Source organism: Subtercola boreus (assembly GCF_003399625.1).
Lineage (GTDB): Bacteria > Actinomycetota > Actinomycetes > Actinomycetales > Microbacteriaceae > Subtercola > Subtercola boreus_C.
This window is the reverse complement of record NZ_NBXA01000026.1, coordinates 245,561-267,650: the sequence shown is the minus strand read 5'-3', so window position 1 is coordinate 267,650 and position 22,090 is coordinate 245,561. Positions and strand designations below refer to the sequence as shown.

Sequence of the window (22,090 nt, the reverse complement as noted above, 5' to 3'; positions counted from 1 at the left end):
CGCCACATGAAATGCGGAGTGTTCCTCCCCACCACGAACAATGGGTACATCTATTCGGTGAACTCGCCGCAGTACATGCCGACCTATGCGCTGAACCGGCAGATCACCGTCGATGCGGAGACCCACGGCTACGACTTCGTGCTGTCGATGGTGAAATATCGTGGATTCGGCGGCGAGACCGACTTCTGGAACCACGCCGTCGAGTCGACCGCGCTGATGGCCGCCCTCGTCGAGGCGACGTCGACCGTCAAGCTCTGGGCGTCGGTGGGGGTGCCCGCGGCGAACCCCGCCATGATCGCCCGCACCGTCTCCACGCTCGACGACGCGTCGAACGGTCGGTTCGGGGTCAACATCGTGGCCGGCTGGAACCGTTTCGAGTACGAGCAGATGGGGCTCTGGCCGAGCGACGAGTACTACAGCGACCGCTACGTCTACAGCGGCGAATTCGTGGAGGTGATGCGCAAGCTCTGGGACACCGGGCGGGTCACCCACCACGGCCGGTTCTTCGACCTCGACGACTGCATCGTGCAGCCGAAACCGGCGCACCCGATCACGGTCGTCGTGCCCGGCCAGTCGGCGGCGAGCCTCGACGTGGCCGCGGCCCACGCCGACGTGAACTTCATCCTCGGCCCGCAGGAGGTGCTGAAGGTCGCCCGGGATGCGCTCCTGGAGCGGCTCGACCTGAACGGTCGCACGTGCGAGAGCGCGGTGCTGCTCGGCATCATCATGGCCGAGACCGATGAGGAGGCCATCGTCCAGGCCCGGCACTACATGGCGGGCGTCGATCTGGGGGCCGCCGCGGGCATGCTCGCCGCCGCCAGCAACGACCGCTCGGGAACCGCTGCCGCCCAGCAGCACGATTCCCGCACGGAGGATGTGCCCGAGATCGTGTTCGAACACCCGGAGCGGGCGACCTATCTCTCGGGTTCCTGTTGGTACTCCCCACACATCGTCGGTTCATACGCGCGCATCGCGGCCTACCTCGACGCCCTCGACACCGAGGCCGGCGTGACGCTGGCCGCCCTCACCTTCGCGGACTACGAGGTCGACGTCGTGCGGTTCGCCGAGAAGGTCGTGCCGCTCATGACGACGACGTGAGCGGGCCCGCCGCATTGTCAGGTCGCGGTCACATGTTCGAAACGACAGATTGGTACCCTCAGACCCAGAATTCGTCACAGGCAGTCTCATCGTCGGGAGGGTACATGCCAGACGCCCGACCCCCTGTGGGCACCGCGGCCTCGAGCAACCAGACCAGGCGAGCCTACGACCAGATCAAGGCTCTGATCCGCTCGGGTGACATCGTGGCCGACGAGAAGCTGGTGGAGGACACCCTCATCCGCTCGCTCGGCATCACCCGCACCGCGGTGCGGGAGGCCCTCCAGCTTCTGGCCGCCGAGGGCCGGGTGAGCCGCCAGCGACGGGCGGGCACGAAGATCACGGCCGCGGTGATGCAGCTCCCGGTCGACGACATCCTGCCGTGGAAGTCGTCGAACCGGTTCTCGGTCATCCGCACCGACTACCGCACGGTGCACTCCACCGCGACGATCGCCGAGAACCTCCAGACCGACGAGGAGTACGTCGGCCTCGTCGAGCACTGCTTCTACAACGACGGGGATCCGTTCGGGGTTCGCATCGCCTACTTCCGACGGGAGTTCGAGCAGCCAGCCACCTGGGAACACTTCCCGAGCCTCGCGGAGGCGTTCGAATTCGTGTACGGATCGCCGCTGAAGGAGATCCGCTCGGTGATCGACGCGACCGCCTGCGAGGCGGCGACGGCGAAGATGCTGGGCATCCCGACCGGCTCGCCGGTACTGGTGCGGGAACAGGTGCTGGTCGACGGGCGAGGCCTGCCGCAGGAGTACGCGTTCTCGTACTACCGCGCCGACAGCGTGACCTTCCCGGTGGCGACGGTTCTGCTCTAGACCGTTCTGCTCCAGACCGTTCTGCTCTGGACCGTTCTGCTCTAGCGTGGGAGGGCGCCGCGCACTCCCGCGGTGCCGTCGTTCGAGCTGCTGGGAGGCAGAGACATGGTCAGTTCCGTTGCGGCAACCGAGAGCTACGAGAACCTCGCTCTTCTGATGCGCGATGAGGAGGGGGTGGCCGTGACCGGCGACGGTCTCACGGTGCACGGCACGGTCTTTGCGTTCCTCGACGGCGACGACCTCATCGTCGAGCTGCCCGCCGCGCGTGGCGCCGACCTGCGGGAGCGCGGCATCGCCCGGGCGCACGCCGCCGACGGCAGCCCGGCCCGCGACTGGGTGCGTGTCGACGACCAGCAGCTCTGGCCGGAGCTCGCCGGCGAGGCGCACACGTTCGTAGGGGAGCCGGCTGTGGGCGGGGACTCGTAGGGACTCCGCAGGGGGCGAGACGACTGAGGATCGCGCCCTCACGAACGCCCGCCCCGCGAGGCGCAACCCCCTCAGCGAAATCGTTCCACGGGTTAGCGTTGGTGCGTGCCCGCAGACACTGAGAATCCGACAGACGCCGAGAACCCGACAGACGCCGAGAACCCGACAGACGCCGAGAACCCGACAGACGCCGAGAACGCTGCCGCTGACGATGCCGACTTCGCCGCAGACGATGCCGACTTCGCCGCAGAGCGCCGCGAACAACTCCTGACAGCGCCGAAGGCCGACGAGCACGACGCGGTACCGCGCATCGACGTCACCGAGGTGGCACCGCACACGAAGCGCATCGACGTACGCGACGACGCCCCCTACCGCCCGGGCGGCTGACCTGTGATCGCAGCGGGTCGTCTGCTCAGCGTCGGTGGGCTGCAGTTCCGGGTGGTGCAGAGCAGCCTCGAGGGGCGGATGAGCCGCCCGGTGTTCGTCATCGTGCACGGTATCGGCTCCTCGCACCGGTACAGCACAAGGCTGCAGGACGAACTCGCGCTGGCGGGGGAGTCGCTCTCGCTCGACCTGCCCGGCTTCGGCGGGATGCAAACCCCCGGGCATCCGCTCAGCATCGAAGCCTACGCGAGCATGATCGGACGGGTGTTCGACGCGTTGCACCTGGCGGATGCCGTGCTGATCGGGCACTCGATGGGTGCCCAGATCGTGACCGAGTTGGCGCTGCAGCGTCCGGAGCTCGTCTCCCACCTCGTACTCATCGCACCGGTCGTCGACCCGTCTCGCGACACCCTGCTGCGACAGGCCGCCGCTCTGGCGCGCGACAGCCTCGGGGAGCCGTTGTTCGTCAAGCGCATTGCCCTCGCCGACACCGCGCGGGCGGGCCTCCGGTGGTTCCTTCGGGAGACGTCGCCGATGCTCGCCTACCCGCTGCGGGAGCGGCTCTCGGGGGTGCGGGTTCCGGTGCTGGTGGTGCGCGGAACGGATGATCCCATCGCCCGGCACGAGTGGTGCGCCGCCGTGGCGGGGTCGGTTCCGGGTACCCGGCTCGTCGAAGTGCGCGGGCAGCGCCACGTCGTGCATCTCACGGCGCCGCGCCGTGTGGCGGCGCAGATCCTGGGCCTGGTGCGGGCGACGGCGCCCGGGGCGGGGGCGTCGCGGGGCGGGGCGGGCATTCCGGCCGCGGCCGATGTGGCGACTGCGGCGGGTGCGCAGGCTGCGGACGGTTCGGCGACCGCGGCGACAGCGGAGGGTGCATCGCGTGTGGCCGCTGCCGCGACCGCGGCGGGCGCCGCGGGTGTGGAGGGTGCGCATCCTGCCGAGGAGGAATCCCGGTGATCGGCCGCATCTGGGGCTCGCGGGGCGGGCGGGTGCTTGCCGAGGCGCGCTGGTGGGCGCTCGACTACCTCTACGCGGTGATGTGGCAGGCGCGGGCTGCGATCTCGCGGGCCGACCCGCGCCAGTACCTCACCGGCAGCGCGCGACCCGTTCTCGTGATTCCGGGCATCTTCGAGACGTGGCAGTTCCTCCGGCCGACGATCGAGGCGCTGCACTCGGCCGGGCATCCGGTGCACGTGGTGACGGCGCTGCAGAACAACCGGGTACCGCTCGACGCGGCCGCACGGATCGTCGCCGACTACCTTCTCCCGCGCGACCTCCGCGGGGTGGTGATCGTGGCGCACAGCAAGGGCGGGCTGGTCGGCAAGCGCCTCATGTTGCAGCCGTCGACGGCCTCCCGCATCGACGGGATGGTCGCGGTGGCGGCGCCGTTCGGGGGATCCCGCTACGCACGGTTCCTGCCGTTGCGGTCGCTCCGCGCGTTCCGGGCGACGGATGCCGGACTCTCCGCCCTCGGCCGGGACCTCAGTGCGAACGCGCGGATCGTCTCTGTGTTCGGCGTCTTCGACCCGCACATCCCCGAGGGCAGCGCACTCGCCGGAGCCGAGAACGTGCGGCTCGACACGGGCGGCCACTTCCGCGTGCTGGCCGACCCGCGCACGGTCGCGGCGGTGCTGGCGCGCGCCGCCGCGCCCGCCGTGCGCTGACGCCCGCGCCGCCGCGCCCGCCGTTCGCTGACGCCCGCGCCGCCGACCCTGGGCCCACACGACGTTGCCAGGGCACCCGTATCCACCAAGAATCATCCGGGGTGTCGGACCCCACGTTCCTTTCCGATCATCGAGCCAGGGCATTCGCTCGGCGCTCGAGCGCGCGGCCGATGCGGTTCGTCTTCGCCCTACGGGAGGATCTGAGCCTCTGTGGTGCTCTCTGCGACCCTGCGGTGGCCCAGATCCTCCCGTAAGCGTGCCGAGGAGGGCGCGCCCCGGTGACGAGGGCGCGGGACGTGGCCGCGATGACGAGGGCGCGAGACGTGCCCGCGGTGCGGGCCCCGCGGGCGCGCTACGCGCGCGCGGGCAGCTTCAACAGGGCATCCTCGAGGGCGACCCAGGCGAGCATCGCGCACTTCACGCGGGCGATGTACCGCGACGTGCCGCCGAGCACGACGGCGTCGCCGAGCAGGTCCTCGTCGGGCTCGATCTGGCCCTTCGAACGCATTGCGGTGCGGAAGGAGTCGATCCGTTCGCGCATCCCCGGCACATCGACGCCGGGCGCGAGGTCGGAGAGCAGCGAGGCGGAGGCCTGCGAGATCGAACAGCCCTGCCCCTCCCAAGCCAGCCGCGAGACGGAGCCGTCGGCGGCCAGATGCACCTGCAGCGTGATCTCGTCACCGCACGTCGGGTTCACCTGGTGCGACTCGGCGTCGCCCTCCGGCAGCAGCCCGAAACCGTGCTTCTCACGAGAATGGTCGAGGATGACCTGCTGGTAGAGACCCTGCAGTTCGCCCGAGCTCATGCGCGGGCATCCTGATCACCGGTCGCGGGCGCCGCCTGCACAGCGGGCGGGGCGAAGAACGTGATGGCGTCGGCGACTCCGGCGAGGAACTCGTCCACCTCGGCCTGCGTGTTGTAGAGGTACGCGCTGGCGCGGGTCGACGCCGTCACGCCGAAGCGCCGGTGCAGCGGCTGCGCGCAGTGGTGGCCGACGCGCACGGCGATGCCCCGGTCATCCAGGAACTGGCCGACGTCGTGCGAGTGGATGCCCGCAACCTCGAAACTCGCAAGCCCCACCCGTTCGCGGCCGGCCGCCGGGCCCAGCACGGTGACGCCGTCGATCGCGCTGAGGCCCTCGACGAGGCGCTGGCCGAGGAGGGCTTCGTGCGCCTCGATGCGGTCGATGCCCACTGCCTCGAGGTAGCCGACGGCCGCGCCGAGCGCGATGGCCTGCGAGACGCGCTGGGTTCCGGCCTCGAAACGTTGCGGGGCGGGCAGGTATTCTGCGCCGTCCATCGTGACCGTCGTGATCATCGACCCGCCGGTCAAAAACGGAGGGAGTGCGTTGAGCAGTTCGCGGCGGCCGTAGAGCACGCCGATTCCGGTGGGAGCAAGCATCTTGTGGCCCGAGAACGCGGCGAAGTCGACATCCAGCGCATGGAGATCGAGGGCCAGGTGCGGGGCGGACTGGCAGGCATCCAGCAGCACGAGTGCACCGACACCGTGGGCGAGGGCCACGAGGTCGGCAACGGGATTGATGGTTCCGAGCACGTTCGACACGTGGGTGAAGGCGACGACTCTCGTTCGTTCGCCGATGAGGTCTGGCGCGAGGTCGAGGCGCAGCGTGCCGTCGTCGGCGAGCGGGATGAACCGCAGCGTCGCTCCCGTCCGGGCCGCGAGTTCCTGCCACGGCAGGAGGTTCGCGTGGTGCTCCATCTCGGTCACGACGATCTCGTCGCCCGGCCGCAGGGCGAACCGTTCGGCTGCCGGCCCGCCGCGGCCGACGCTGGCATTCGACATCGCGTAGGCGACGAGGTTGATCGCCTCGGTGGCGTTCGACGTCCAGACGATCTCGTCGTCGCCTGCTCCGACGAAGCGCGCGACGGCGTGCCGGGCATCTTCGAACAGCTCCGTGGCCTCGGCCGCGAGCGTGTGCGCGCCCCGGTGCACGGCGGAGTTCTGGCGGAGGTAGTAGTCGCGCTCGGCGTCGAGCACGGCGAGCGGTTTCTGCGAGGTCGCGCCCGAGTCGAGGTAGACGAGTGGATGCCCGTTCACCTGTTCGCGAAGGATCGGGAAGTCGGCGCGCAGTGCCTCGAGCTCGGCGGCGGTGAAGGGTTCGGCGGGGGTTGCGGCTCTGCCGGCTCGTGATGCGACGGCTGTTGCGGGCGTGGTGGTCATCGACCGGACCTCTGCTTTCTGATGCCCTCCCAGTCTAGACAGCGCCTCGGGCCGGGGGCCCTTCGTGACGCAGCGCCTCAGCCCCAGCCGCCGAAGTACGCCGCGAGACCGGGCTCGTCGGCGAGGGGACGGGCTGAGCACGTCGCGGACAGGTGCGGGAACAGATCGTGTCGCCCCCACCGCGCCTCCCGCGAGAGTGCCCGCTGGGAGGTGAGCAGAGCGATCCGACTGCCGTCGGTGAGTTCGAGCGAGCCGAGCTGTTCCACCGTCACCCGTTCGACCGCGGCACGCAGTTCGGGCACGTCGAAACGCACGGCGACGGGCACCTCGACGGTGAGGCGCGACGACACGGCTCGTTCGAGAGGGCCGATGCGATCATCCGACGCCAGAGCGGCTGTGAAGGCCGCCGGAACCCGAACGATTGCACCGGGAATCGCCTGCAGCACCGTGTCGACGCAGATCACAAGCGCTGCAAGGGATGGGGCAGTGTGGATGCTTACCAGCACATCGGTTGTGGGAACACGCGCTGGCGTGCCCTGCATCGCGCCGCTTCCGGGCTCAGTGCTCGTGCCCCGCATCACGTCGCCGCCCAGCCGTATCGCCGACGGTCGCGAGCCAGCGACGGGTATCCGCGCAGCGAGCGCCAGCGTCTCGATGTTCTTCTGTGCAAGACCCGCGGTGTCACCCTCGCGGCCCGCCCACTCCGGCCCGTCGTGCCACGCCACGGCAGCGGGAACGTGTGCGAAGACCGCGCCGGCGGTCCAGGCGCGGTGGGCCCACTCCCAGTCCTCACCCCCGTACTCGGTGAAGGTCTCGTCGAAACCGCCGACCTCCTCGAACAGCACCCGGCTGCAGGCGATGACCGCGCCGATGATGAATCGGTAGGAACGGTCATCCGACACCAGCAGGTTCAGCGAGTCGGCGTAGGCACGCTGCAACCACTCGGGGGAGGGCAACTCGCGGGGCGGCGCCTCGATCTCGACCGGTGCGTCGACGGACAGGCCCGTGAAGTCGCTGTGCCGCCTGAGGCCGACCGCCACCACGTCGGGAGAGAGCGCGGGCAGGCGCGTGAGAGCGTCGAGGTAGCCGGGCTCGGGCGCCGTGTCAGCATCGAGGAAGCAGAGGATGTCGCCACCGGCCGACCCCGCTCCGAGGTTGCGGGCGGCGGCCAGGCGAAAGCCCCGGTCATCCTGGCGCAGCACCCGCACTCCGGGCGGCACCCGCGGCGGTTCGATGGAGCCGTCGTCCACCACGATCACCTCGGTGCGGTCGGCGGGATGGGTCTGGCGGCTGAGGGCGGCGAGCGTGCGGTCGAGCTCCGCCTGCTGGTTGTAGTGGGCGACGATCACCGAGATCGACGGCGGTTCGGCCGGGGTACGTCCGTCGAGCGGGCTCCAGTCGTTGCCGCGAAGGGGGATGCCGCGGGGTGGGATGCCGCGGGGTGCTCCGCCGCGGGGTGGGATGCCGCGGGAGGCTCCGCCGCCGGGGGCTTCCTCAGGCTGGCTGTTCGGCGCTGCCCCGCTCATCCGAGGCCCTGCCACCACGCGAGGTACCGCTCGGCGGTGTCTGCCGGGTGTGGGCGGATGCTCGTTCCGGGCGCGATCCAGGTCGACGCCGGCTCGGCGGCCGCCACGGCGAGAGCCAGGGGGAGCAGGTCGGGGTCGTACAGCGTCACTGTGCCGGGGCGGAGCTCATCCAACTCGCGGGTGTAACGGCCAGTCGGAACGAGCGGACGCCGGCCCGCCTCGATCCAGGTGTTGATCGAGGCGGAGGCAGAGAGGTGCTGGTGGGCCGCAACCGGCACGGCGATTCGGTGGCATCGTTCGAGCAGTTCGGCGTCGGTGAGGTACCCGGTGCACTCGAAGCGCACACCGACCTCTCTCGCCGAGAGAGAGACAGCGGCGAGCTCGGCCTCGTGCCCGGGCGCGGCGGTGCCGAGGGCCGTGACGGTGACATCGAGCCCGCTCCGGGCGACGGCGTCGATGAGTTCGGCGTGCCCCTTACCCGGGTAGAAGAATCCGAGGATCGCGGCCTCCTCGCGCAGCGGCAACGGCATCGGCAGCGGCATCGGGGTCGCCACAGGCACCGACGCCATAGCGCTGCCACCAGCCCCGACGGGCAGCGGGATCACGGCGACCTCGCGCGTCAGATGAGGCGCGGAGTACTCGGCGAGCAGCAGGGCCTCGTGCCGGCTGTTGCACACCACTCCCGCTGCCGCCTCGGCCACTCGGGCATACGCGGCGGCGCGCCGGGGAAGGTTCTTCGCCCCATCCGACGGCTGCGGCAGGTCGTGGAGCGTCACGGTGACCCGTGCGCTCCTGGCGAGCTCCTCCACCAGGTCGGCAGCGAGCTCGGGTGCCTGGCCGAAGAGCCGGTCGGTGAACTGCAGGTGCAGGTTGTGGATGCCCGCCACCGCTCCGATCACCTCGCCGGCGGTCTCGACCCTCACTGCGCTGCCTGCCGCGCCCACTGCCGGTGCCACTGCTCGCGGGGAATCTGCGGCACCCATGAGCGCATCGACCGCTTCGGCCAGATCGGACGCGTACCTCGTCACGGCATGCCGCAACGACCCGAGCACGAGTTGCCGGGGAACGGCGCCTCCCGCACCTCCGGCACCTCCGCCGCCACCCGCCCTCACGCGGGCGCCCCCGCCGCCAGCAGCCCCAGCGTCTCGAGCGTGCCCCGATGGCGCGCGATCGCGGCGTCGATGATCGCCGGGTACTGTGCGTACCAGTCGAGGTGGGCCGCCACGACGTCAGAGGCTGCGACCGTTTGTCCGTCGACGATCCAGTCCGGCTGCGGGTCGGTCTCGAGCCCGAACGCCTCGATCACGACGGCCTCCCGCGGCGCGTGCACCGCGTTCAGGAGCGGCCGGCCAGGGTCGCGCGCATGCTCGGCGAGCGAGAGCCGCGACCGCACCCGGCTGGCCGCGGCCGACCAGATCGCGTTGCCCGGGTGGTTGATGGTGCGCATGAGACCGAAGTCCGGCGCGGCGAACAGGTCGGACAGCACGACCGTGTCGTGGAACACCTCCCGCTTCGACAGCTCCGCAATCGACTGCCGTGCGACGGCCCGGACCTCTGCGACGGTCGCGGCTGCGACCTCCGAGGCGGCATCAGCGCCCGCGCCGACACCAGCACCCGCACCTAAACCAGCACCCACATCGCCCTCCTCCCGCCTCCGCCACGCCCGCATCACCGTGCGGAGATCGTGGTACTCCACCACCGGCGGCACAAGCGAGAGGTCGAACGGCGGCCGAACGATCGCGTGGAACGGATACAGCCCCGCAAACCGCACCACGGGCATCCGCACCACACGTGCACCCGACGGGAGCAGTGCAGCGAGCTGGGCTGTGCCGAGCGGCAGGTCGTGGTAGTCGTCGTGCACCGGCTGGGAGACGAAGAAACGGGTTCGGGCGAGCAGGCGGGCGAGGTGCGGCAGGTCCGAGGCGACCAGTTCGAACACGGGTGGGATGCGCACCGTACGGAGGTCGGGACCGTCGAGCATGATCCGCAGCGATTCGGCCTGGCAGTTGCCAGAGACCACCGCGAGGGGAGCGTCATCCGGCAGGGGAACGAGCCCGTAGAACTCGCCGTAGTGCACCTGACGCGCTGTTGACCCCTGCTGTACACCCCGGTGTGGTTCGCTCGCACTCATAGTCACCTTCCGGTTCGCGCGGATCTGCCTCTCGTCAACCCCCCATCTGCCTTTCGGGGGAACAGGATCCACGTCATACATTGGAGAACGCCGGGCCTCACTCACCGCCCGTTGCGCCGCATTCGCACGCCTCGGCTCCACTTCCGCTAAGGAACCCTACCGCCATGTCACTCCACGATTCAGAAGCAGGGAACCCCTTGCGCATCGCGGCCGTACCCGCCGGTCATCCGTACGCCCAGCACCTGCTCGACCCCGCGGCCGGGCCAGGCGACGGCATCGTTCTGCTGCCCGATCCCACTCCGCCGGGCGCTCTGCACGGCCAGTGGTGGCCACCCGTGATGCTCGAGGCGGAGTGGATCCGCGCGAACGCGCACACCTTCGACCTGCTGCACCTCCATTTCGGCATCGAATCGTTCACCCTCCCGCAGTTGCAGGCGGTTCTGGATGCCCTGAACACCGCCGGCCGACCGCTGGTGTTCACCGTGCACGACCTCACGAACCCGCAGCTCGTCGACCAGGGGCCGCATCTCGCACAGCTCGACCTGCTGGTCCCGGCCGCCGACGAGCTCATCACGCTGACGGCGGGCGCGGCGGCCCTGGTCGGCGAGCGGTGGGGGCGCGAGGCAGTCGTGATCGGGCATCCGATGCTCGCCGCACCCGCGGCCACTTCGAACGCTCCGGGCACGGCTGCGCACCGTCCCCGCAGATCCCCGATCACCATCGGCGTGCACCTCCGCGACCTCCGGCCCAACATCGACGCGCTCGGCACGGTCGAGACGGTTCTGGATGCCGTGGGAGTGCTCCGCGAGAGCGGGCTCGACCTCGCGGTGATCGTCGACCTGAATGAGCGGGTTCGCGATGAAGACGTACGGCAGGAGCTCCGCCGGCGAACAGCAGGCGAGCCGGGGGTGGAGCTCCGCGAGCATCCCCGGCTCAGCGACAGCGAGCTGGCCGAAGCGCTCTCGCAGGTCGACGTCGAGGTGCTGCCCTACCGGCACGGAACACACTCGGGCTGGCTCGAACTCTGCTGGGACCTCGGCGTGGCCGTCGCGGCACCCGACGTCGGCTTCTTCTCCGAGCAGCACACAGGTCGGGGCGAGGTCGCGGTCTTCCAGCCGGGTTCCGTCCCGTCGATGGTGCAGGCACTGCTGCAGCTGATCACGCCCCTCGAGGCGGCGGGCGCCGAGCGCCGCACAACGCTGGTGCGCGAGCGGTCGGCGTGGCGTGCCGGGCAGCAGCGCGACATCCACCGGGCGCACCTCTCCGTGTACCGCCGGGCGCTCGCGGCGGTCGCCGTATGAAGCCCACCGCGAACCCCCTCCGCATCGCGGTCATCGCACCTCTCCGCTACCCGATCCGTGAGCCGCACGCCGGCGGGCTGGAATCGTCGATCTGGCACCAGGTCGACAGCCTCCGCCGACGGGGCCACCGGGTCGTTCTCGCCGCGGTCGAGGGCTCGGACTTCCTGCACGACGGGCCACCCGAATTCGTGCTCCCCCCGGTCGTCTGGGGCTCCGACGAGCAACCCAACGACGTCGACTATCCGGTCGGCTACGAGGCGCGCGCGCTCCCGGCGCTGGAGCGGGCCCTGGCCCACATCGCCCGGCACTCCGGCGACTTCGACGTGGTGCACAACCACAGCCTGCACGGCACTCCGCTCGCCTGGGCCGGGCGGCTCGGCGTACCGATGGTGTCGACGCTGCACACTCCGGTGCTCGTCGACCTCGTGCAGGCGCACGCCCGCTCCACAGCGCCCACGAGCCAGTTCACCGCTGTGAGCACGCACACTGCGGAGGAGTGGATGCCCGCCGGCATCTCCTCGACCGTGGTGCCCAACGCGGTCGACGCCGATCGGTGGCCGCTCGGCCCCGGCGGACCCGATCTCGTCTGGTTCGGGCGCATTGTGGAGGAGAAGGGGGCGCACCTGGCGATCCGGGCGGCGCAACTGCTCGGCCGGCGGATCGTGCTGGCCGGACGGATCGGCGAGCCCGACTACTTCGAGAACGAGGTCGAGCCCCTGCTCGGGCCCGACGCGGAATACGTGGGCGAACTCCGACCCGACGAGCTCGCACGCCTCGTGGGGCAGAGCAGCTGTGCCCTGGTGACGCCGGTCTGGCAGGAGCCGTTCGGCCTCATCATCGCCGAGACCATGATGACCGGCACCCCGGTGGCGTGCTTCGAGACCGGTGGCGTCGCGGAGGTCGTCGGGGCGGCCAGGGCCGCTGGGGCCGGCTCGTCGTCGGCGCGGCTGGTGCCGATGGGCGACGTCGCGGGCCTGGCAGCCGCGGCCGCAAAACTGATCGCCCGCGGCGAGGCGGATGCGGGCATCCGGCGCCGCACCCGGGCGGGAGCGGTCGCGCGGTTCTCTCTCGACGCCCGGGTTCTCGAGCTCGAGACGATGTACCGCCAGCTCGCGCTGGACGGGACGCTCGGGGTGGTTGGGGTACCCGGGGTACTCGGGGCTGCTGCCGACTCTGCTCGTGCGGGTGCCGCTTCTGCTCGTGCGGGGGCGGGGCCGGGCACTGCTGCGGCGCCTCCCGGCTCCGACGAGCCGGTGGGGACCCTCGCATGACCGCGCGCCGCCCGCTCGTCGGCTGGTACCTGCACCACCAGGGTGCCGGGCACCGCACCCGCTTCGAATCGGTGCGGCGTGAACTCGACGCCGATGTCATTGTGTTCTCGACGCTCCCGCCGCCGACGGTCGTGCCCGAGCACACGCTCTGGGTCATGCTCGACAGAGATGACGAGGCCGAGCGCCTGGCCGGCGGGGACCGACTCGATCCGGTCGACGCCGATCCGACCGCCGGCGGAGCGCTGCACTGGGCGCCCGTCGGCCACAGCGGGCACGCCTCGCGGCTCGGCGCGATCGCGGCCCGCCTCGCGTCTGAGCGCTTCGACTGCTTCGTCGTGGATGTCTCGGTCGAGGTCACTCTCCTGGTTCGCCTGTTCGGAGTAGCGGTCGTCACCGTGGCGCAGCCCGGGGAGAGGGCGGATGCCCCGCACCAGCTGGCCTACTCCCTCGCCGAGCGGATCATCGCGCCCTGGCCGAAGGCGCTGTACGCCCCCCGGTCGCTCGAGCCCTTCGCCGGAGCGGTGCGTCATGTCGGCGGCATCAGCCGGTTCGACGGGCGGCCACGGCCCACGACCCCCGCGTCGCCCGGGACGGTTCTGCTGCTCGTCGGGGCCGGGGGAGCGTCTGTCGGCGCCGACGACGTCGAGGCGGCAGCCGTGGCGACGATCGGCGCTTCGTCGGGCCCCCTCCAGAGCTCGTGGCTGGCGCTCGGCATGCCCGCCACCGAGCACGTCTCGTCGGCAGGATGGCAGGCCGATCCGTTCGAGCTGTTGCACTCCGCGGATGTCGTGGTCTCGTTCGCCGGACAGAACGCCATCGCCGACCTCGCTGCCATAGGTGCTCGCGCCATCGTGATCGGCCAGCCCCGCCCGTTCGGCGAGCAGGAGGCGACTGCGGAAGCGCTCGCGGCCGCAGGACTCGCGATCGTCGTCCCGTCGTGGCCGGAGGCCTCGGAGTGGCCCGAGCTCCTCGACCGGGCCCGCGCCTCGACGCCGGACTGGTCGGCCTGGGAGGTTGCGGGTGCCGCACGCCGCGCCGCCGCGGTCATCGCCGAGGTCGCCGGGCTCCGCGCCCCTGTGCCTGTCGCTGCCGCGATGAACGACGCTGGCGTAGCCGCTTCCACCGCGCAGGGTGACGCGTCGCCGGCCTCCACCCGCATCGCGGTCGTCACCCTGTTCTCGGCGGCCCGGCTCGAGCACGCGCTCACCCAGTTCGCGTGGCTGGCCGGTGCTGCGCCATCCGAACGACCAGACCGGGTCATCGGGGTCTGGCTCGACGAGGAACCCCCGCCGGCGATCGATGGGGTCACGCTCCTCCACCAGCCGCCCGGTGCCGACGGACTCCGGCTGGCCCGCGGCCGGAATGCCGGTGCGGCCGCGGCGATCGAGGGAGGTGCCGAGGTGCTGGTCTTCCTCGACGCCGACTGCGTGCCCGGCTCCGATCTGCTCGGCCTCTACGCTGAAGCTGCTGGCGGGCATCCGGAGTCCGTGCTCTGCGGGCCCGTGACCTACCTGCCTGAGGGAACCCACCCGGTCACGCAGGACCAGCTGCGTGCCGAGACGGCCCCGCACGCCGCGCGACCGAACCTGCCGACCGGCGAGACCAGGGCGGCGACGGAGGGTGAGTACGACTTGTTCTGGTCGCTCTCCTTCGCGTGCACGGCCCGGCTCTGGCAGCGAACGGGCGGTTTCGACGAAGCCTACGAGGGCTATGGGGCCGAGGACACCGACTTCGCCGCACGGCTCCGCTCGTCGGCCATCGAGCTGCGGTGGGTGGGCGGAGCGCACGCCTACCACCAGTACCACCCGACGTCGTCACCTCCGTGGCAGCATCTCGACGACATCCTGCGGAATGCGGCGCTCTACCTGGAACGCTGGGGGTCGTGGCCGATGGAGGGGTGGCTGACGGCGTTCGCCGAGGCCGGGGCGATCACGCTGGTCGACGGGATCTGGCAGAGAACGGCCGTTCGCACCGCCGATCCCGCAGGGGTTGACAATGCAAGACTACTTTTGCGAGAGTAGTCACATGTCCTCCATCCGTCTCTACATTCTCGGTTCGCTCGCGCAGCGCGGTGAGATGCACGGCCACCAGCTGCGGCTCCTGGCCGAGGAGGAGCATGTGCACCTCTGGACGGACATCAGCGTCGGCGCCCTCTACGGAGCCATCAAACGGCTGGCCGCAGAGGGTCTGATCGACGTCGTGCGCGTCGAACGGGAGGGCAACTTCCCCGAACGCCAGATCTACGAGATCAGCGACGCGGGGCGCCAGGCGCTGGCGGGCCTCCGGCTCGAGCAGTTGAGCACCCTGACGTTCCGGTCGGATCCGTTCGACCTCGCTCTCACCCGGCTCGACGGCGACCGGCTCGACGACGTTCCGCACATCGTCGAGAGCCGGATCCGCGCGCTCGAAGTGCTGCTCGAAGAGACGGAAGAAGCGAATCTCCGCGCCCAGCCGTACCTCACCATCAGCGAGACGTTCGCCATGGAGCATCGTGAGCACCGCATCCGTTCCGAACTGGACTGGTTGCGCGAGCTCCAGGCCCGCGTGCCCGACATCGTCGCCGACGAGCGGATACGAAACGCCGGGGGGCGTCCGCCGCTGCCGACGAGATCGCATTCGCACTCGCACCATACGGCGCAGGCCGGCCCGGCGCCGGATCACCTCACCGACCCGAACCACCACACCGTCACCCCGCCCGGAAAGGCCCCCACTCATGTCTGAAACCACCGCGCGGGCGCCCCAGGCCGCGCCCGCCATTCCCAAGCGTGCCTGGCAGGCGCTCGTCGTGCTGCTGCTCGGCATGTGCATCGCCCTGCTCGACACCACGATCGTGAACGTCGCGCTGCCCACCATCCGCCAGACCCTCGGCGCCAGCGAGTCGACCCTGTCGTGGATCATCTCGGGCTACGCCCTCGCCTTCGGCCTCGCCCTCATCCCGGCCGGCCGGCTCGGCGACCGGATCGGACACAAGTGGGTGTTCTTCACGGGCATCGCCCTCTTCACGATGGCGAGCTTCGCCTGTGGCTTCGCAGCCAACGACACGCAGCTCGTCATCGCGCGTGTCGTGCAGGGCCTCGCCGGCGGTATCTTCGTTCCGGCCGTCACCGCGTTCATCCAGCTGCTCTTCCCGGCGCAGGCGCGCGGCAAGGCGTTCGCCATCATGGGCGCCGTCATCGGAGTCTCGTCGGCACTCGGCCCCATCATCGGTGGGCTGATCATCCAGGCCTTCGGTGAGGAGAACGGTTGGCGCGGAGTGTTCTTCGTGAACCTGCCGATCGGTGTCATCACCCTGGTCGCCGCGGTGTTCCTCCTCCCGGCACGCCGCGAGCTCGCAGCCGGCGCTCCGGATGCCCAGCCGCGCGGCGGCATCGACTGGATCGGTCTCGTGCTGGTCTCCGGCGCGTTCGTGGCGCTCCTGGTGCCCCTGATCCAGGGCCAGGACGAGGGCTGGCCCCTCTGGACCTACGTCACCATCGCCGGTGGGGTCGTCCTGCTCGCACTGTTCGGGCTGTGGGAGGTCTCGTACACCCGGCGTGGCAAGTCCCCGCTGGTTCCGCCAACGCTGTTCAAACACCCCGCCTTCACCGGCGGAGTGATCCTCGCCCTCGTCTACTTCGCCGCGTTCACCAGCATCTTCTTCACGATCTCGCTGCTCTGGCAGTCCGGGCTCGGGCACACGGCACTCGAGTCGGGTGCGGTCTCGATCCCCTTCGCGATCGGCAGCATCCTCGGCTCGTCGCAGAGCAACCGTCTCTCGCAGAAGCTCGGGCGCACCGTTCTCACCATCGGTACCGCCCTGGTCTCGATCGGGCTCATCTGGCTCTGGCTCGCGCTGGTGCTCACTCCGGCCTCCGACCTCACGAACTGGGAGCTCATCGCACCCCTGTTCATCGCGGGCGTCGGCAACGGGTTCTTCATCGCCCCGAACGCCCAGTTCATCGTCGCCACGGTCGACAAGCGTGACGCCGGCGCGGCCAGCGGTGTCATCTCGGCGGTGCAGCGAATCGGAAGCGCCGTCGGCATCGCGATCATCGGCAGCGTGCTGTTCGGTTCGCTCGTCATCTCCGGCCCCTCGCAGGATGCCGTGGCCACCGGCTTCACGCATGCCGCCGGCTCGGCGATGATGGTCAGCGCGATCTTCGCCGTCGCCGCCTTCCTGCTGGTCTTCGCCCTTCCGAAGCGCGTCGCCACCTGGGGCGGCGGCGCGCCCGGCGCTCCGGGCGCGGGCAAGCCCGGCGCAGGCGCGTCCGGCGACTCCGCGGGAAAGCCCGGTGCGCCCGTGCACGCGGCATCCGAGAACCCCACCGGACGCGAGTAACCCGCACCGGCCGGGCGGTCGGGTTCTCCGACCGCCCGGCCGCAGTCAGGCCCGGCCGCAGTCAGGCCCGGCCGCAGTCAGGCCCGGCCGCAGTCAGGCCCGGCCGCAGTCAGGCCCGGCCGCAGTCAGGCCCGGCCGCAGTCAGGCCCGGCCGCAGTCAGGCCCGGCCGCGGCCACCCTCGCCTGCCACGCCCGCCTCCCACGCTCGCCTTCTGCCGCCCGTCTCTCGCCGCTCGCTTCTCGCCTCCCGTCTCCCGCCTCGTCCCGTCCCCCCCGCCTCGTTCCGTCCCCCCGCCTCGGCGCTGGATCGAGTGGGCAGTTCCGTCCCCGAGATCGGAGTTTCAGGGCCCGAACTGCCCACTCGGTGGGGGAATAGGGTGGGGGCATGACGACCAGGACGACGGGCACGACGGGCACGCCGGGCGGGCCGGGCGCGACGGGCGAGCGCGAGATCGTGTACTGCGCGAGCGCCGAAGACTGGCGCGTGTGGCTCCGGCAGAACGCGGGCTCGAGTGACGGAATCCGGCTCGCCATCGCGAAGAAGGGTGGCGCCCACGAGGGCGTGAGCTATGCCGAAGCCCTCGACGAGGCCCTCTGCGTCGGCTGGATCGACGGTCAGAAGAACCGCCTCGACGAGCACCACTTCCTGCAGAACTTCGGCCCCCGCCGCGCACGCAGCATCTGGTCGCAGATCAACCGTGACAAGGCGATGGTCCTCATCGCATCCGGACGCATGCAGCCCGCGGGCCTCGCCGAGGTCGACCGCGCGAAAGTCGACGGTCGCTGGGAGCGGGCTTACGCCGGTTCGAAGACGATCGAGGTTCCGGATGACCTGGCCTCCGCCCTCCTTCAGAACCCCGATGCCGCCGCCTTCTTCGAGACGCTCTCGAGTGTGAACCGCTACGCGATCCTGTTCCGCATCGGTTCGGTGAAGCGCCCCGAGACGCGAGCGCGGAAGATCGCGCAGTACGTGCAGATGCTCGAGCGCGGCGAGACCCTCCACTGACCCCCCACCCCTCCCACCCTCCCACCCCTCGACGGCGGGTTGCGCTGTCGTTTGTCGCTTCCGCACCCCGGCGCGCAGGCGCGGAAGCGACACAGTGCCGCGGGATCCGCGGGAGGCGGGAGGCGCAGGGAGGCGCGGGAGTCGCAGGGAGGCGCGGGAGCCGCGGGAGCGCAGCGCGAGACGTGGGGGAGAGAATGGGGGGATGGGAACCTTCACGCTCGGCGCGCTCCGGTCCGTTCCGGTCGGCACGCGACCCGACCTCGTCTCGCCCGGCGTCGGCGCCGCGGTCGAAGCACTCGGGATCGGCGACCGGGTCGGCGTCGTCGAGATCGATCCGGAGCTCTCCGACACCGCCGCGACCCAGGCCGCCTACGATCTCCCGTCTGATGCCCTCGCGAATTGCGTCATCGTCGCCGGCCGGCGGGAGGGTCAGCAACGCATCGCGGCATGCCTGGTGCTCGCGACCACCCGCGCCGACGTGAACAACGTAGTCAAGCGGCGGCTCGACGTGCGGAAGGCCTCCTTCCTGCCCCGCGAAGACGCCGTCTCGCTCACCGGAATGGAGTTCGGCGCCATCACCCCCATCGGACTTCCCGAGGGGTGGCCGGTCCTCGTCGACCGGGCGGTTCTGGATGCCCCACTCATCGTCGTCGGATCTGGGCTTCGCCGCACCAAACTCCTTCTCGCCGGAAGCACCCTCGCGTCGATCTCCGGCGTGGAGGTCGTCGACGGCCTCGGCCACCCGATCGCCCCCTGACTCGCGTGTGCCGCCCGAGCTTCGCCCGTTCGTGTCGGCCGGCGTCAGCCGAGGGGCAGCTCGAAGCAGAGCGAGTTCGGGATGGCCTCGATGTACGGTTCGTACGTCGGGATGGGCGTGTAACCGAGCCGCGTGTACAGCGCGACTGCGTCGGGCTGCCGATCGCCGGTCTGCAGGATGAGGCGTCTAGCGGCCGGATCCGTTTCCCGCACAAAACGTTCCAGTTCATTCATCAGGGCGCGGCCGACCCCGCGCCCGCGCTGGTCGCCGTCGACGATCACCCGCTTGACCTCCCAGTCGCCGCGCAGGAGCCGGAGCGCCGCGTGCCCGATCGGCGTGCCGCCCGCAGTGTCGCCCCCACCCGTGCCGCCCGCAGGCGCACCCGTGCCGCCCGCATCCGCACCGCCGTCCCCGTCGACCACCAGCACGGTCGCCCGCACCGTGCCCGGGTCGACCGTGAGGGCGGCCACAACGGCGGCGTCCATCGGCAGGCCGGAGTGGTATCGCTCACCCATCTCGACATCCATGCGCGCACGAAGAGCGACCGCGCGCGGGTCGTCCCACGCGACGTGCTCGAAGTGGAAGGGCCGGGGCGTGGGAAGTTCGGTGGTCACCGTTTCAGCGTAAGCCCGCAGCGAGCCTGGTGAAGTCCGCGACCTCCGGCCGTGGAACCCGTTCGTCGGCCCAGATCAGCGCGCTGGTGTGCTCACCCAGCCCCTCGACGGGTACGAGCACCACGTCGTTCCGCTGCTCGGCTTCGGCGACCGGTCGAGGGAGGATCACGATCCCGTTTCCGGCAGCGACGTGGTCGAGCTGCAGCCCGACAGTGGCCAGCAACCCGAGTTCGAGGCTCTTCCTCTGGCCGATCGTCTGCCCGCGGAGTTCACGGGCGAGTTCCCGCCATTCGGGCACCGTGTCGGGGTTCTGCAGCAGGTGGTGCTCGCCGAGCGCGGCCAGCTCGATGCGGTCGAGGCTGGCCAACGGGTCGGAGGGTGCCAGCGCCACGACCGGGTGCGACGAGCCGAGAGGAGCGGATCCGAGCCCGCGGAGGTGTTGTGGCAACCACACGGCGCTGACGTCGGCCCGGCCCCCGCGGAGGGCGCGCACGCCAGCGCGCGAGACGGTGAACTCCACCTCGATCTGGGGGTTGAGAGCCCTGAACTCTGTGACGAGGTCGTCGAGGGGGATGCCGGGGGCTGCGGTGATGCGCAACACCGGGCTCCGGGCATCCGGAACCGAGGCGCGGAGCGCCCGCGCGGCAGCGACCAGCGCATCGCCCTCAGGAGTGCCCGCGTGCCGCGAGGCGGCGAAGACGAGCTGGTCGAGTTCGGAGAGCGGGGTGTTCACTGTCATGCGGTCTCCTTCGACGTCGACGCCCACGTCGACCCCGACAGCGTACGCCTGCCAGCCGTGAGTGCGCCATGCGCCGTCGGCCGCGCACCAGGTCGCCCCGCCGATCGCCGGAACGCTAGCGCTGCACCCACGCGTCGTAGAGCGTCGGCGTCGACACTGTCGGCATCGCCCGCACGCCCTTCACCGCCGAGCGCAGCAGGTAGTGGTTCTGCTGGTCGTAGAGCGGAAGGATGTAGAACCCCTCGAGCACGATCTTCTGCGCCTGGGCGTAGAGCGTGGCGGCCTCTGCCCCATCGGTCGTCTCCGAGGCGCGGGTCAGCAGGGCATCCAGAGCCGGGTCCTTCACCTGGGCGTGGTTGGCGAAGTACCCGCTCGGCGCCGGCACCGTGCCCGAGCTGTCGAACAGGACGCGCAACACGTCGGGCCCGACCTTCGTGTAGGGCGCGCTGACGAGGTCGTAGGAGTTCGAGCCGAGCGCCGCGTACCAGCTCGACAGATCGAGCGGGGCAAGGTCGACCTTGAATCCGGCCTGCTTCGCGGTGGCCTGAAGCTGTTCGAAGAGGGACTGCTCGGCCGGGATCGACTGGTTCGTCGACACCGGGAATGCCAGCTCGAGCGTCTTGCCGTCTTTCGTCCGGTAACCGTCGGCGTCGCGGCCCGTCCAGCCCGCAGCATCCAGAAGCGAAGCGGCTGCCGACTGGTCGTAGGTGAAGAGATCGGGCTCCGAGATGCCGTCCTTCTCCACGCTAGAGAGCGCCGAGTATGAGCGGGTGGCGGTGCCGAAGAAGAGACTCTTCACGGCGCTGTCGACGTCGGCCGACCGGATGAACGCCTCCCGCACCTTCGCATCGTCGAACGGTGCCTTGCTGGAGTTCAGTTCGAGGCGATTGGAGGCTCCTGGCCGGGGAGCGTCGATCGCGACCACCGACGGGTTCGAGGCCGCCTGCGAGAGGATATCGGGCTGCACATTGTCGATCATGTCGACGGTCGAGGTCTGCAGGGCCGCGTAGCGCGAGGTCGAGTCGGGCAGGAACGTCCAGTCGATCTCGTCGAGGTACGCGGGGCCGGTGTGTCCGGCGTCGGCGGGCGGCGAGGTGTAGCTGTCGTTCCGGGTCAGGATGATCGACTGCTGCCGGTTCCACTGCTTCACCATGAACGGGCCGGTGCCGACGGGCGACACGCAGTTGTCGGCCTGGGGGCGGGCGATCGCGGTGGGCGACTCCATCGCGAGCCAGGGCTGCGAGAGCGAGTCAAGCAGGGCGCTGTCGGGCTCCGACAGGTCGAAACGGGCGGTCTGGGCATCCAGAGCCTCGACTTTTAAAACCTTCGCCAGCGCGAGATAGCCGGTCGACGAGCCGGTCGCCGGGTTCTGGATGTGCGCCACATTCGCAGCGACAGCGGCAGCGTCGAAGGGGGTTCCGTCGGTGAAGGTCACCCCGGGCTTGAGGGTGAACGTCCAGCTGAGGGCGTCGTCGGAGACCTTCCACTCGGTCGCGAGCCACGGGATGACGGTGCCGTCTGTGTCTTTCGAGACGAGGGATTCGAGGTACTGAGTCGCGACGAGGGCCTGCGGGTAGTTGCCGCCGACGTGCGGGTCGAGGCAGGTCGGTTCGGCGTCGCCGCTCGCGTAGACCAGCTTTCCGCCGGCAACGGGCGTGGAACTTGTGGCTGCCGGGGTCGACGTGCACCCGGCGAGCAGGGTGGCGACGGCGAGGCCGGCGAGGAGGGGCAGGGCGAAACGGCGCACAGGAATGACTCTCTGACTGGCTGGTGGGTATTGCTGGACTCAGTCCACAATCCTACGGTGCCTGCGACCCCGTCTGCCCCGCGGGTGGCGGATCCCTTCACGA

21 protein-coding genes are annotated in these 22,090 nt (G+C 70.5%); 13 read left to right on the top strand and 8 right to left on the bottom strand.

Features of this window, described 5'->3' with window-relative positions; genetic code table 11:
- The first annotated feature begins 6 nt into the window (after positions 1-6).
- The 6 genes from B7R21_RS14695 to B7R21_RS14670 all read left to right on the top strand — a co-directional run bounded on the left by B7R21_RS14695 (position 7) and on the right by B7R21_RS14670 (position 4,396).
- On the top strand, positions 7-1,098 hold the full coding sequence (locus B7R21_RS14695; protein ID WP_116283979.1) for an LLM class flavin-dependent oxidoreductase: 1,092 nt from the start codon (positions 7-9) through the stop codon (positions 1,096-1,098).
- A 104-nt stretch (positions 1,099-1,202) separates the two neighbouring features.
- Positions 1,203-1,922, top strand: a complete 720-nt coding sequence (locus tag B7R21_RS14690; RefSeq protein WP_116283978.1) for a GntR family transcriptional regulator — start codon at positions 1,203-1,205, stop codon at positions 1,920-1,922.
- A gap of 105 nt (positions 1,923-2,027) precedes the next feature.
- Complete coding sequence (locus tag B7R21_RS14685; RefSeq protein ID WP_147305903.1) at positions 2,028-2,348, top strand: hypothetical protein; 321 nt, start codon at positions 2,028-2,030, stop codon at positions 2,346-2,348.
- Between the two features lie 105 nt (positions 2,349-2,453).
- Positions 2,454-2,735 (top strand): hypothetical protein, encoded by a 282-nt coding sequence (locus B7R21_RS14680; protein ID WP_116283976.1) that lies wholly within the window; start codon positions 2,454-2,456, stop codon positions 2,733-2,735.
- A gap of 3 nt (positions 2,736-2,738) precedes the next feature.
- Complete coding sequence (locus tag B7R21_RS14675) at positions 2,739-3,689, top strand: alpha/beta fold hydrolase (protein ID WP_116283975.1); 951 nt, start codon at positions 2,739-2,741, stop codon at positions 3,687-3,689.
- Complete coding sequence (locus tag B7R21_RS14670; RefSeq protein WP_253259834.1) at positions 3,686-4,396, top strand: esterase/lipase family protein; 711 nt, start codon at positions 3,686-3,688, stop codon at positions 4,394-4,396. The genes B7R21_RS14675 and B7R21_RS14670 overlap by 4 nt, the downstream gene beginning before the upstream one ends.
- Positions 4,397-4,748: 352 nt before the next feature.
- Here the strand turns inward: B7R21_RS14670 and sufU are convergent, their stop codons facing one another.
- The 5 genes from sufU to B7R21_RS14645 form a co-directional block, all read right to left on the bottom strand.
- A complete protein-coding gene (sufU, locus tag B7R21_RS14665) occupies positions 4,749-5,201 on the bottom strand; it encodes a Fe-S cluster assembly sulfur transfer protein SufU (protein WP_116283974.1) in 453 nt (150 codons plus the stop codon).
- On the bottom strand, positions 5,198-6,577 hold the full coding sequence (locus B7R21_RS14660) for a cysteine desulfurase (protein ID WP_116283973.1): 1,380 nt from the start codon (positions 6,575-6,577) through the stop codon (positions 5,198-5,200). Before B7R21_RS14660 ends, sufU begins: the two co-directional genes overlap by 4 nt.
- Positions 6,578-6,654: 77 nt before the next feature.
- The gene (locus B7R21_RS14655) at positions 6,655-8,103 is read right to left on the bottom strand and encodes a glycosyltransferase family 2 protein (protein WP_116283972.1); all 1,449 of its coding nucleotides are present in this window, start codon (positions 8,101-8,103) and stop codon (positions 6,655-6,657) included.
- Positions 8,100-9,215, bottom strand: coding sequence for a hypothetical protein (locus tag B7R21_RS14650; RefSeq protein WP_172592188.1), 1,116 nt, complete (start codon positions 9,213-9,215; stop codon positions 8,100-8,102). The genes B7R21_RS14655 and B7R21_RS14650 overlap by 4 nt, the downstream gene beginning before the upstream one ends.
- Complete coding sequence (locus B7R21_RS14645) at positions 9,212-10,234, bottom strand: WcbI family polysaccharide biosynthesis putative acetyltransferase (protein WP_116283970.1); 1,023 nt, start codon at positions 10,232-10,234, stop codon at positions 9,212-9,214. Before B7R21_RS14645 ends, B7R21_RS14650 begins: the two co-directional genes overlap by 4 nt.
- Before the next feature lie 164 nt (positions 10,235-10,398).
- On the opposite strand from B7R21_RS14645, the gene B7R21_RS14640 reads away from it, so the two are divergent.
- The 7 genes from B7R21_RS14640 (at position 10,399) to B7R21_RS14600 (ending at position 18,887) form a co-directional block, all read left to right on the top strand.
- Complete coding sequence (locus tag B7R21_RS14640) at positions 10,399-11,535, top strand: glycosyltransferase family 4 protein (protein ID WP_147305901.1); 1,137 nt, start codon at positions 10,399-10,401, stop codon at positions 11,533-11,535.
- On the top strand, positions 11,532-12,806 hold the full coding sequence (locus tag B7R21_RS14635; protein ID WP_116283968.1) for a glycosyltransferase: 1,275 nt from the start codon (positions 11,532-11,534) through the stop codon (positions 12,804-12,806). Before B7R21_RS14640 ends, B7R21_RS14635 begins: the two co-directional genes overlap by 4 nt.
- Positions 12,803-14,827, top strand: a complete 2,025-nt coding sequence (locus tag B7R21_RS20750) for a galactosyltransferase-related protein (protein WP_253259833.1) — start codon at positions 12,803-12,805, stop codon at positions 14,825-14,827. Before B7R21_RS14635 ends, B7R21_RS20750 begins: the two co-directional genes overlap by 4 nt.
- 4 nt (positions 14,828-14,831) lie before the next feature.
- Positions 14,832-15,527, top strand: a complete 696-nt coding sequence (locus tag B7R21_RS14620; protein ID WP_216364247.1) for a PadR family transcriptional regulator — start codon at positions 14,832-14,834, stop codon at positions 15,525-15,527.
- The gene (locus B7R21_RS14615) at positions 15,520-17,124 is read left to right on the top strand and encodes an MFS transporter (protein ID WP_116283966.1); all 1,605 of its coding nucleotides are present in this window, start codon (positions 15,520-15,522) and stop codon (positions 17,122-17,124) included. Before B7R21_RS14620 ends, B7R21_RS14615 begins: the two co-directional genes overlap by 8 nt.
- A gap of 385 nt (positions 17,125-17,509) precedes the next feature.
- Positions 17,510-18,130 (top strand): YdeI/OmpD-associated family protein, encoded by a 621-nt coding sequence (locus tag B7R21_RS14605; protein WP_116283965.1) that lies wholly within the window; start codon positions 17,510-17,512, stop codon positions 18,128-18,130.
- A 202-nt stretch (positions 18,131-18,332) separates the two neighbouring features.
- Complete coding sequence (locus B7R21_RS14600) at positions 18,333-18,887, top strand: YbaK/EbsC family protein (protein ID WP_116283964.1); 555 nt, start codon at positions 18,333-18,335, stop codon at positions 18,885-18,887.
- A gap of 44 nt (positions 18,888-18,931) precedes the next feature.
- Here the strand turns inward: B7R21_RS14600 and B7R21_RS14595 are convergent, their stop codons facing one another.
- The 3 genes from B7R21_RS14595 to B7R21_RS14585 form a co-directional block, all read right to left on the bottom strand.
- Complete coding sequence (locus tag B7R21_RS14595; protein ID WP_253259832.1) at positions 18,932-19,501, bottom strand: GNAT family N-acetyltransferase; 570 nt, start codon at positions 19,499-19,501, stop codon at positions 18,932-18,934.
- Between the two features lie 4 nt (positions 19,502-19,505).
- A complete protein-coding gene (locus B7R21_RS14590; protein ID WP_116283963.1) occupies positions 19,506-20,240 on the bottom strand; it encodes a LysR family transcriptional regulator substrate-binding protein in 735 nt (244 codons plus the stop codon).
- Between the two features lie 115 nt (positions 20,241-20,355).
- On the bottom strand, positions 20,356-21,993 hold the full coding sequence (locus tag B7R21_RS14585; RefSeq protein WP_116283962.1) for an ABC transporter substrate-binding protein: 1,638 nt from the start codon (positions 21,991-21,993) through the stop codon (positions 20,356-20,358).
- Between the last annotated feature and the right edge of the window lie 97 nt (positions 21,994-22,090).